The organism is Fulvivirga imtechensis AK7 (assembly GCF_000331535.1).
Classification (GTDB): domain Bacteria; phylum Bacteroidota; class Bacteroidia; order Cytophagales; family Cyclobacteriaceae; genus Fulvivirga; species Fulvivirga imtechensis.
In genome coordinates this window covers 1-12,634 of the sequence record NZ_AMZN01000065.1, presented here as the reverse complement: position 1 = coordinate 12,634, position 12,634 = coordinate 1, and the positions used below count along the sequence as shown (strand labels likewise).

Sequence of the window (12,634 nt, the reverse complement as noted above, 5' to 3'; positions counted from 1 at the left end):
TGTAATCCGTTGTGCCCTCCACCGTAGGTGTTCGGTTCAACAATGTGTATAGTGCATGCGGGTTTCAGCGGTTTGCGAGCGTTTGTAGCTCGTAAAAAAAGTTGGTGTAACTTGATAAGTTTTCACCTCGTAATCCCGCACGACACCATACACTGAACGTTGTACAGCAATACTACCTAACTTAAAAAGGGATAATCATGGAACTGATAACCCCTCAAATATTAGAGTTTTATTATCAATGTGATCGTAAAGCATATCTCGCGTTAGCCTCAAAACAAATCTACAAACCAACAGCCTACGAATCTACTTATAGAAATCTCAAAGTAGATACAATGCGGTCTTTCTTTGAGAAGAACAATGCAACAGACTTCTATCAAGGAATTCTGAGAAAAGGCATTGAAACAATCACTAATATAAAAATTACAATAGACGTTTTTGATTTCGAATGCAACCTCTTGCAGAAAAAGCAGGGAGATTCTCTATTTGGAAAATTCCTCTACACGCCAGGTGTATTTCTTGGCACAAACAAAATTACCAAAGAGCATAAAATGGTCTTGGCATTTTTTGGATTGGCATTAGAACTGTTGCAAGGTGAATATCCAAGTATGGGCACGGTAATAAGGAGGAATGGCACTTCATCAAGAATAAAGATCAGTTCTCTGAAAAATGAATTGAATGAAACGGTTCAAAATATTCTTTCTTTTAAAAATGACTTGCCCAAACTAGTTCTAAAGAAACATTGTGAACAATGCTCGTTTCAACAAAGGTGTAGGGAAGAAGCAATAGATACCGGTAATCTTTCATTACTTAATTCTATCAGTTTCAAACAGATAACAAAATTGGAGAAAAAGGGCATCTTCAATATCACCCAACTTTCATATTTGCATAAACCCAGGCGGAAAAGAAAAAATAGGCTTTCGTCAATATTATTTAAGCCGGAACTTCAAGCATTGGCGTTAAGAACAAAAAAAACTTATGTACAGGAGATGCCAAAAATAGAGCGGAAGGACGTTGAGATTTTTTTGGATATTGAAAGTATTCCTGACGAAAAGTTCTTCTACCTTTTTGGCGTTTTAATAATAGATCGGGGCAAAAAGAAATATCTCTTTTATTGGTCAGATACTATTGAGCAGGAAAGGCATTCATTCGAGCGACTTATCAATTCTTTGAAGTCCTATGAAGGGGCACCCATTTATCATTACGGAAATTATGAAGTTCAGGCCTTTCAGAAATTGTCTAAACGGTATAATGTAGATATTCAAAATCTTACAGAAAGATTTATTAATCTCAACAAGTTTATCTATGGTAAGGTTTACTTTCCCACTTACTCAAATAAGTTAAAAGAACTGGCAAACGCTCTAGGTTTTAGTTGGAGCTCAGATGAATCTTCAGGTTTGCAAAGCATTGTATGGCGTAGGCTATGGGAAGGAGGAGGTAACCATCTAAAAAACACAATTTTAATCTACAACAAAGAAGATTGTTTAGCCTTAAACACTGTATTAAATGAGTTGATAAGAATCAAAGACCAATCGGATTCATCTGATGATATAGATTTTACTGATGAACCTAAGAAACGGTCAACAGATGTAGGACAAAATCTGCATAGACAATTTAAAATAGTCTTGAAGTTGGCACATAATGAATACGATAAAAAAAAGATAAAGGTCGATTTTGATAAAAATGAAGTCCTAGAACCAAAGAAGACTCAAAAGAAGATAAGAGCTAAATATGAATGGCTTGGGAAAAGTTTAAGGAAACCAAGTAAAACCTTTGTTTTTGACTCTGACAAATACTGCCTTAAACATAAATCAAGAGCACTCAATAAATCTAAAGTACAATCGAAACGGGTAAAATTAGATTTGGTTTTTGGCAAAAATGGTATTAGAAAAACCGTAGTGGAGTACATTGGATGCCATGGATATTGTCCTTTATGTAACAACACTTATGCTTCTCAAAGATTCCGACAGATTAGCAGGGATTTATATGGTCACAATCTTAAATCTTGGATTGTATTTCAGAGAGTTGAAATTCAATTATCCTTTTCTAAGATTAATAGAAGCCTCGCTGGCATGATAAATGAAAGAATTGGTTCGGCATCCGGCGTGGAATTTATTAGACAGTTCAGTGAATACTATCAAGATACAGAAAAAGAGATAATTAAGAATTTACGGGAAAGCCCTTTTATTCATATTGATGAAACCACTGTAAGTATCCTTGGTGAAAATCAATACGTTTGGATCCTTACATCCGAAAAATATACTACTTATTTTCTCACAAAAACTCGAGACTCTTTTATCGCGAAAGAACTTTTAGAAGGGTACCAAGGAATTCTGATCTCAGACTTTTACGCAGGATATGATTCCTTTGATTGTATGCAACAAAAATGCTGGGTTCATCTAATACGTGATATCAACAATGATTTATGGAAAAACCCACTGGACAATGAATATGAGGAATTTGTTAACTCTATAAGAAGTGTAATTATTCCGATTATTCAGTCTACATATCGTTTTGGATTGAAGAAGTACCATTTAGTAAAGCATCAGAGGGCAATAGATAGATTTTATAAGAAGCATATTGACAATTTTCATTACGCCTCCGATCTATGTCTGAAGTATCAAAAACGATTTAAAAGATATAGAGAAAGCCTATTTACATTTATCAAATATGATGGGGTGTCTTGGCACAATAATGCTGCAGAGAATCGGATAAGACATATTTGTGTGCAAAGGAAAATATCGGGTTCTTTCGGGGGAGATCAATTTCCACACTATCTAAGAATGGTTGGTATCATGCAAACTTGTCAGCTTCAAAATAAATCTTTTCTAGGTTTTTTAATAGCCAATGAAAAAAGTATTGAAAGGTTTAATTCAACCAATAGAAGAAGAAAGTACTAAATGTATTAAAATAGACATGCTTACAACAGATGCTAAGCTCCATAGGCTGACTGAGTATTTTGCAAATGGAAGCGCAAAAAGATACTTTTAATAATATTTGAAAGGCTAAGCCTACGGAGCTTAGCTTGACGTTGTGTTTAATAGCCGCCCGGACACAGTAGTGCTTCTAATCGGGTGACGGAAGAATAAAAAATAAAAAAAGGACAGTGACGTACTCCGTTGACAGGAGGTGCTGACAGAAACGACAATGGTTCTTTGAAAATTTCGGTGAACTGAAAAAAATGGCCAACGCACAGGAGGTTTTTATTTGATTTTCGCCAACTCACAGCAAGCACATCCCGCAAATCGCACGAGCTATCCACACAAAGCCAAAATTTGCGGGAAGAGCTTGCTCTACCAGCCTGCAACTACGACTTTGATAATCTCTTACGGGTAGGATAAACGTGTTGTTTCTCTTTAAACTCGGAGATTTCATCTTTCAATTTCTTATTGGCGTTGTGTAACAACTCATTTTGAACTTTCATGATGTTTAACAGATCATGCATGGCATTGAGGTTTTCCAGTTGCGTGTACACAATCTGTTCAAGGTCGGCTTTGGTGTATGTTCTGCTCATATTGTCAATTTTTATTTATCAGAACTATAGTTTTGAAATTCTGGACTAAGGTAATTACTTTTTGGATTCTACGCAAGTTTTTGTTCGGAATTTCTAAACTATATATAAATAACTCTAAATTTAGGTCTTGAAAATCGAAAATAAAGATGACGGAACTCGGAGCATATTTGGCTAAAAAATCTGCCAGTAAAGCGGAGATTGCCAAGAAAACCGGTATTAGTAAATCAAGGATTAGCGAACTGACCCTCAACCCCTCTACTCAATTAAGGGTAAAGGAACTTTACCTGATTGCCCTGGCAATTGATGCTGATCCCGGTGAGGTTTTAAAAGAGATTTGCAAAGAATTGAAATTGAGAGAAGATAAGGCATGATTACAAAAGATAATTTCAAAGAACTTATTCTAAAACTTGGCTTTTCAGCTGAAGGAGATAAGTTTTTAAAGAAATTCAAGGAAACAGATGCCTACCTGAAAGTTGATTTCAAAACAGAAAAGTTGATTTATCCAGAGGATAAAGGTTTTAAGGTAAACGAAAGACAAACCTGCAGCTTTTCACAAAGGGAAAATTTTGTGGTATTTGAATGTGTTCACCGCTTGTTTGAAAAAGGTTATAAACCTCAGCACATTGAGTTGGAACCAAGATGGAAAGTTGGTCATGGTGCAAGTGGCGGACGAGCCGACATTATGGTAAAAGACAATTCCGGAAAATCATTATTGATCATTGAATGCAAAACTGAAGGAAAAGAGTTTGATGATGCCTGGAAGAAAACATTAATCAATGGAGGACAGCTACTTTCTTATGTAAAACAAGCAGGAAGCACGCAATTCGTCTGTCTTTATTCTTCGGATTATTTAAATGAAAAAGTAGTTGCACATATTTATCTCATTACTCTTAAGGATAATGAAAAATTACTTTTAGAACTTGCAGAGAAGTCACCTCTTTCCTTTGAAAAAGCAAAGGGTCTTGATGTAGAGGACATTTTTCAGGCCTGGAGTGAAACCTATAGTCAAGATTATGCGACAAAAGGCATTTTTGAAGAAGATATTCCAGCTTATGAAATAGGGAAAACGAAATATTCGCTTAAGGATTTAAGCACCATAAGCAGTAACGACATTCAAGGAAAATATCACCAGTTCGCAACTATTTTACGCCAACACAATGTTTCGGGACGTGAAAATGCTTTTGATAAATTGGTTAACTTGTTTTTATGTAAGATAGTTGATGAAACCAACAACCCCGAGGAGCTTAAATTCTACTGGAAGGGTATCGCCTATGATGATCAGTTTAGTTTGATTGACCGTCTTCAGAAGTTGTATCAGGATGGCATGCAACGCTTTTTGGGAGAAGACGTGGTATATATTAGTGCCGATCAAATAGACAAAGCCTTTGATTTCTTCAAAAATGATCCAGACGCAACAAAGGACACTATCAAGAAATACTTCAAAGAATTAAAGTTCTTCAACAACAATGATTTCGGCTTTATTGATGTCCATAATGAAAAGCTATTTTACCAAAACACTGCTATTCTTCTCAAGATTGTTCAAATGCTTCAGGACATTCGGTTAAAAACCGATAATGAGTCTGCCAGTGAGGAAAACCAGTTTTTGGGGGATATGTTCGAAGGGTTTCTGGATCAGGGGGTAAAACAATCTGAGGGACAGTTTTTTACACCAATGCCCATTGTGAAATTCATCTTGAAATCTTTACCACTGGAAACCATAATTACGAAAGGAGATGAAATACCCAAAGTGATTGACTTTGCTTGTGGTGCTGGCCACTTTTTGAATGAATACGCAAAAGAAATCAGGCCAATTGTGGAAACAGAGAAGGAGGCCAAAATAACCGACTACTATGAAAATGTATTTGGTATTGAAAAAGAATACCGCTTATCCAAAGTAGCAAAGGTTTCCGCCTTTATGTACGGGCAAGATAACATCAATATTGTCTATGCTGACGCCTTGTCTTCTGGAAAAGCAATGGACGATAAAAACATCAAAGACAACAGTTTTTCGCTTCTGGTTGCCAATCCTCCGTATAGTGTAAAGGGTTTTTTAGAAACGCTTTCGGAATCAGAACGAAAAAAGTACCGACTAATCGAAACTGTAGGAGAAAAGAGTTATCCAAATAACAACAGCATTGAAACTTTCTTTATTGAGCGAGCCAAGCAATTATTAAAGCCCGGTGGTGTGGCTGGTATTATTGTGCCTTCTTCTATTCTGACAAAAGGAAAAGCAAAAAGCACCTCCAAATCAACCAATATTTATGTCGCTACCCGCGAAATTCTATTGAAGTACTTTGATATTGTGGCGATCGCAGAATTTGGAAGCGGAACTTTTGGAAAAACCGGCACCAATACCGTCACACTTTTCATCAGGCGTAAAAAAGAAGGTCCGGCACCGGCTGATCATTTCTTAAATCGTGTGAACGCATGGTTCAATTTTGACAAAACCAAAGATGGCTTGTTTGAAGATGAACACTTGTTAAAGCAATATTGCACTCATCTGGAACTGAAATTTGTTGATTATCAAACATTGCTACAAGGAGAACCAAACAAAGCATTGTTAGAAACAGAGATTTTCAATGACTATCGTAAAGAGTTTGACAAATGGTCTGAGATCAAGAACAGGAAAAAGCAAAAGACTTTTAAGGATTTAAGTAAAGAGGAACAACAAGCCGAAATAGAAAAACGCTTCACTGCTTACCTCACCGAAAACGAGAAAGAAAAGCTGTACTATTTTGTATTGGCCAGCCAAAATCCTCAAAAAGTAATAATTGTAAAAAGTCCATCGAAAACTACAGAAATCAAAGAATTCCTGGGATACGAATGGAGTGCTGCCAAGGGAAATGAAGGAATCAAGTATCTGGGAGGAGTACAATTAGACACGCTGGAAGGCGAAGATGACGATGAGGGCAATGTGGCACTGGAAGAAGAGGACAAACGTGTATTGAGCAATATTTTCAATTTGAACAATATCAACACTCCTCTTTACGATCCACATAACAATAAAAATGATAAAAAGATCAACTATTTGATCAATCAGAATTTTAATGGTGAAGATTTTGAAATACCGGAAGAATTAGGTTCATCTACCATTTATTCTGATTTGGTTGATATGATGAATTTTAAGCTACCGAATTTCAATAAATCCATTAGCCTTTCTCCAAGTAGTACAATAAAGATTGAGTCTAAATGGAAACTTGAAAAGCTGTCTTCTGTAGTCGATATAATTAGTGGAGGTACACCTTCAACTACGGTAGCAGAATATTGGAATGGCAATATTCCTTGGTTAAGTGTGGCTGATTTTAATAACGATAATCGCTTTGTTTCCAATACTGAAAAAACAATTACCCAAGCAGGATTTGATAATAGTAATACAAATTATCTTGTTCCAGATGAAATAATCCTATCAGCAAGAGGAACTGTTGGGGCATTTGCACAGGTCGCCAAGAAAATGACCTTTAACCAATCATGCTATGGGCTAAGGGCTATAAACGGAATATCAAATTCATACTTATACTACGTTCTTGGAGAACTTCTTATCCAGTTCAAAGCAAAGGCTTATGGTAGTAAATTTGACGCGATAACCGTTAGTACTTTTGATGAAATATTAATTCCTGTCCCCCCTCCTAAAATTCAAAAAGAAATTGTTGATGCTTGCTCAGCCATTGACAAAGAAGCAGAAAATGCTAATAGGGTCATAGAGAAGGAAAGCGAAAAGATCGAAAAACTGATTACAGAGTTCACCAATCAAGGTCACCCAATCAAAAAAGTTTCTGTGTTGGCAGAAGTTAACCCTTCAAAAACAGAAGTTAGAGATCTTGATGATAACACAGTGGTTTCTTTTATAGAAATGGCTTCTGTAAGTGAAGAAGGCTTCATCACTCATAAGGAAGATCGTTTGTTAATAGATGTAAAATCAGGTAGCTACCGTTATTTTAAAGAAGGCGATATTATCATTGCCAAAATCACACCCTGCATGGAAAATGGCAAGTGCGCAATTGCAACAGACCTCAGCAATGGAATAGGTTTTGGAAGCTCAGAGTTCCACGTATTCAGAGTAAACGAAGACTTAACAACAAATAAGTTCTTGTTTGCATTCTTGAACCGTGAAGTAATTCGAAAGGAAGCTGAAAAGAATATGACTGGTTCCAGTGGACACAGAAGAGTTCCTGATACATTTTACAAGAATCTCCAAATCCCTGTTCCAACCGACTTGAAAGTTCAAGCAAAATTGGTATCGAATATTGAAAAAGCTGAAACCAAAATTAAAGCTTCTCAGGAGCTTATTGCAGGAATAGCAAAACGCAAAGAAGCCGTCATTAAGTCCTACTTAATGGGAGAAACGGAAGAAACGGAATTAGCAATGGCAGCAGAGCCGGAAATGAAGTACAAAAAGAAAAAAGTAGAAAATAAAAGTTCCTAATTAACCATGCCCGAATCCCACATCATAGAATACAAAGCCAACTGGCGGGACGAATATCTGAAGTGGATATGCGGCTTTGCCAATGCCAGTGGTGGCAAGCTGTATATTGGCATTGATGATAAAGGCAAGGTAACAGGTATTGACAATCACAACAAACTACTAGAAGAACTGCCCAATAAATTCCGGGACATTCTGGGCGTATATGCAGAAGTCAACCTACAAAGCGAAGACAACAAACATTATCTTGAAATCATTGTTCCCCGTTATGATGTGCCTATTTCTGTAAGAGGAAAATACTATATCCGTACCGGAAGCACTTTGCAGGAATTGAAAGGTCCCGCATTGAATGAGTTTATTTTGAAACGAACCGGAAAAACATGGGATGACATTCCCGAACAAAGAGCTTCTATAAACGACATTGATGAATCCAGCATTAAGCAATTCCTGAAAGATGCACGGACTGTAAAACGGATCAATGTTGAGGATAATATCAGCATTTCGGACTTACTTGAAAAACTACGTCTGCTCGAAGATGGACTCTTGAAAAGAGCCGCCATTGTCTTATTCGGAAAAGATCCCGGAAAATTTTATCCGAACATGGCGGTTAAGATCGGTAAATTCGGAGAAACTGATGCCGACCTGAAATTTCATGAGGTAATAGAAGGCAACCTGATCCAACTTAAAGACGCGATCGGTGATATGCTTAACGCCAAGTTCTTCATTCACCCGATTGACTTTATGGGAATGCAACGGGTGGAACTGGATGAATATCCGGTAGCTGCCGTTCGTGAAATGATTCTCAACGCTTTGGTGCACCGGAATTACATGGGAGCACCCACACAAATTCGTTTGTATGAGGACAACTTCAGTGTCTGGAATGATGGCGGCCTGCCCGAAGGAATTTCCGAAGAAGATTTGAAGAAAGTACACCGATCGAAACCAAGAAATCCATTGCTTGCAGATGTTTGTTTCAAGGCTGGTTATATTGACTCTTGGGGACGGGGAACCATCAAGATCATTGAAGCATGTAAGGAAGCCGGATTACCGGAACCAGTTTTAAAGGAGGAACAAGGTGGTTTCCTGAGCAAGATATTTAAAGACCGCTTCACCAAGGAACAATTGAAAAAGGCCGGATTGAATGAAAGGCAAATTAAAGCAATTGAGTACGTAAAGAAGAATGGAAAGATTACGAATAAAGACTACCAGAAGATCAACGATTGCTCAAGAAATACTGCATCGGGAGATCTAGGCAATTTGGTCGAAGAGAAAATATTAAAACCCAGTGATGTCAAAGGAGCAGGATCATTTTATGTGCTAAAATGAATTGCACATTAATTGCACAAATTGCACATTAGTTGCACCACAATTGCATCAATTGCACTATGATGACGGAAAGAATTGGGCCTATTGGGACAGAATAGGGTCATAATTGGGTCAAACACATTAAGAGAGATTACGGTTGCGGCAAAATGAATAAAAAAACAGATGAACCAATATTCAGAACATGAAAAACTGAATTTGTTCAAAAACCTCTTCAAAGGCAGAGAGGATGTTTTTGCTGTTCGTTGGGAAAAAGGGAATAAAAGTGGATACATGCCTGCTTACCACTATGATCCTTACATGTACCGGCTCCATAAAATGAAAGGCGGTACCTTCAAAGACTATAAAGACAAAACCTACCTCCCACTTACTGACCAGCAACTTCTAAAACATTTCAATGGCGAACAGCTAATAGGCATCTACCCATTACTGCAGGGTAATACTTCCTGGTTTATCGCAGCAGACTTTGATAAAGAGAAATGGCGGAGGAATGTCGAACATTTCTCAATATTTGTAAAGAACAAAATATTCCTGCGTACCTGGAACGCTCCCGTTCCGGCAAAGGAGGTCATGTCTGGATATTTTTCGATAAGCCCTATCCCGCCATCAGGAGTCGTAAGGTTTTAATCACTCTTCTGGAACAGGCAGGTATTTTCTCCGTATTTGATAAGAGCTCCAGTTTCGACCGGCTTTTTCCCAATCAGGATTTCCATTCAGAAAAGGGGTTGGGTAATTTAATTGCCCTGCCACTCTATAAACCGACTTTGAAAGAAGGGAACAGTTGCTTTATAGATGAGCAATTAGAGCCTTATCAGGATCAATGGAAATTCTTGTCAACTATTCAAAAGGTGTCTGTATCCCATCTTGACGTAATCTTTAATACGCTCCAACCGGACAATGTTTCGGCATCACCAGGTATAGATTCGATAACTATCGGATCAGAAAAGCTTCATATACAACTAAACAATGTGGTTCGCCTTAACCGATCGGGCATGACGCCCGAACTGATCAATTTTCTGAAAGAGGAACTGAATTTTACCAACTCGGAATATTTTATCAAAAAGAAGAGTGGCAGAAACACATGGGGAACCGAGCGATATTTTCAATTCATCGAAGAAACAGAACATGAAGTAATTATCCCGAGAGGATTTATCGGAAGACTGATCCGGTACTGTAAGCAGCAAAACATTGATTTTAAATTTCAGGATGAGCGAAAAAAGCATGCCTCTTTTCCGTTTAAAACAAATTTCAGTCTGAGGTCACACCAGAAATCCGCAATAGAAGCTGCTTCACGCAAAGAGTTAGGTGTCATTACTGCTCCTCCGGGTTCCGGTAAAACAGTAATCGGATTGAAAGTCATTGCTGAAAAACAACAACCCGCTTTAATCATTGTACATCGCAAACAATTGCTGGAACAATGGGTTGAACGAATCCAAGCTTTTATGGGCATATCGAAAAACGAGATCGGCAAGATTGGACAAGGGAAAGCCAAACCAGGCAAAGTGATTACTGTGGCCATGATCCAGAGTTTAGGGAAATATCTTGACAAACAAAAGACAGATGAATTTACCCGGTCATTCGGAACCATAATCGTTGACGAATGCCATCACATCCCTGCCGAAACATTCCGAAATACTATTTCTAAACTTTCTTCATATTACCAATATGGCTTAACTGCAACCCCATTCCGGAAAGGAAATGACGGGAAGATAATTTTTACTCACTTGGGAGAAATCATTGCTGACATTAAACCACAGGAAATTGAAGAATACAAGCGGGCAAAAGTAATCGTAAGAGACACCGCTTTGGATGTTCCCTTCAACCCAAAGACAGATACTTTCGAAACCTTGTCAAAGGTATTGGTTCATGATTCTGCCAGAAACAAGTTGATCCTTGGAGATATTACTGCTGAGTTGAATAGAGGGAAAAAGGCCGTTATCATTACCGAGCGAAAAGAGCATATCGATACGCTTTATCAGCTTCTCAAGCAGTCCTTTGAAGTAGTAACACTTAGCGGGGATGATTCGGAAAGCAACCGAAAAACAAAATGGAAGGTACTCAACAGTGGAAATTATCAAGCGTTGATTACTACCGGACAGTTTTTCGGAGAGGGCACGGACTTACAAAATGCGTCAAGCCTTTTCCTTGTTTACCCTTTTTCATTCAAAGGGAAGTTGATCCAATACATTGGCCGTGTACAACGGTCTGAAGTCACTCCGGTTATTTATGACTATCGGGATCGCAAGATTGAATACCTGAACCGTTTATTCCTGAAAAGGAACACGTATTACCGACATCTCGACCGGCAAGCAACTCTATTTGATGATACAGTGATTGCTGAAAACCCATCCAAACGAACATTTACAATTGACAAAAAAATCAAAGTACCTATTGACCAGTTGGATTTCCGTTACGGTGCGATAGCTTTTGAATATTACGTACCTGAAACGAAAAAGGAACTGGAATTTGAGATTGAGAATGATGAAGTCAGACCAGAATTTGATGTATTGAAACCGTACTTTTCCAAAGTCCTAAAGTCAAAGCATGTGGAAGCTGAAATCTTTGCGGAATTCGAAAACAGCTTATTGGTTTCTCAAAAAGCCAATTCAACTGATCTGGAAAATTTCGGTTCATTGAACAGGGTATTGTCGGCAAGCAATATGTACCCGGAACGGAAGACAATTTACTTGACTTAAACAAGGTACAGGAAGGACAAAATGGTAAGCCGTTCTACGATTCAGAAGAGCAATTACTGAACGACCTTTTGAAAAATGAAAAGATTAAACATTACAGACAATTAAGGTATTTGGCATCTAAGCATGATGGCACCACCTTAAAACTGCGGTTTGTTCTGAACCCTTTTTCATTTGTATTCCTGCTTCCCGGAATGGAACAATATCATATAGTTCTGGAAACCCTGGACACTGAAGAAGCTACTTATATCTGGCATGTTGACAAAAACAGACAATTACTTTGGCAAAAACTGCGATCAATAGACCAGGACTTAAACATCATCAGAAATAAAGGTAGACAAACCTTTCTTGAAAAGCAGCCGGAAAACTTCAGCCGACTTATTCATGACTATACGGACGAAAGAAAAGGATTTGTTATTTGGAAAGATCACTTAGAAGAAAGACTACTATGAATTTATGCCAACGCAGCAGTCACACACATTGCCAAGCCACACAAACCAACACGCTAACCAAAGCCTGACAAAGAGTGTGCCTGGCCAACCCGGAAATGAAAGAAGAAAATCAAATAACCTCTCCCTCCTGACAAAAAAGAAGGACAAAGTGCTTCTAATAAACATTGGGGAAAGGGCGGCTCCTAAAATACAACACTAAGCCGAATAGCTGAAATACCATCAAAAAAAGCCTGAA

The 12,634-nt window shown here is 37.9% G+C and carries 7 protein-coding genes and 1 pseudogene; 7 read left to right on the top strand and 1 reads right to left on the bottom strand.

Features of this window, described 5'->3' with window-relative positions:
- Nucleotides 1–197: 197 nt before the first annotated feature.
- Nucleotides 198–2,897, top strand: a complete 2,700-nt coding sequence (locus tag C900_RS18585; protein WP_009581705.1) for a TM0106 family RecB-like putative nuclease — start codon at nucleotides 198–200, stop codon at nucleotides 2,895–2,897.
- Between the two features lie 407 nt (nucleotides 2,898–3,304).
- On the opposite strand, the gene C900_RS18580 is transcribed toward C900_RS18585, so the two are convergent.
- On the bottom strand, nucleotides 3,305–3,511 hold the full coding sequence (locus C900_RS18580; RefSeq protein WP_009581704.1) for a hypothetical protein: 207 nt from the start codon (nucleotides 3,509–3,511) through the stop codon (nucleotides 3,305–3,307).
- Between the two features lie 146 nt (nucleotides 3,512–3,657).
- Between C900_RS18580 and C900_RS18575 the strand changes: the two genes are divergently transcribed.
- From C900_RS18575 to C900_RS30670, 6 genes and pseudogenes are all read left to right on the top strand, one after another.
- Nucleotides 3,658–3,882 (top strand): helix-turn-helix domain-containing protein, encoded by a 225-nt coding sequence (locus tag C900_RS18575; RefSeq protein ID WP_009581703.1) that lies wholly within the window; start codon nucleotides 3,658–3,660, stop codon nucleotides 3,880–3,882.
- Nucleotides 3,879–7,934, top strand: coding sequence for a restriction endonuclease subunit S (locus C900_RS18570; RefSeq protein ID WP_009581702.1), 4,056 nt, complete (start codon nucleotides 3,879–3,881; stop codon nucleotides 7,932–7,934). The genes C900_RS18575 and C900_RS18570 overlap by 4 nt, the downstream gene beginning before the upstream one ends.
- A gap of 6 nt (nucleotides 7,935–7,940) precedes the next feature.
- Nucleotides 7,941–9,257, top strand: coding sequence for an ATP-binding protein (locus C900_RS18565; protein WP_009581701.1), 1,317 nt, complete (start codon nucleotides 7,941–7,943; stop codon nucleotides 9,255–9,257).
- Between the two features lie 162 nt (nucleotides 9,258–9,419).
- Nucleotides 9,420–10,063 (top strand): annotated as a pseudogene (locus tag C900_RS30680) (TOTE conflict system archaeo-eukaryotic primase domain-containing protein); the annotation flags it as partial.
- 183 nt (nucleotides 10,064–10,246) lie between these two features.
- Nucleotides 10,247–11,950: a DEAD/DEAH box helicase family protein gene (locus tag C900_RS30675; RefSeq protein WP_425401998.1), complete on the top strand. Its 1,704-nt coding sequence runs from the start codon at nucleotides 10,247–10,249 to the stop codon at nucleotides 11,948–11,950.
- A gap of 68 nt (nucleotides 11,951–12,018) precedes the next feature.
- Entirely contained in the window at nucleotides 12,019–12,399 is a 381-nt protein-coding gene (locus C900_RS30670; protein ID WP_245558454.1) for a hypothetical protein, read from the top strand.
- Nucleotides 12,400–12,634: the final 235 nt, after the last annotated feature.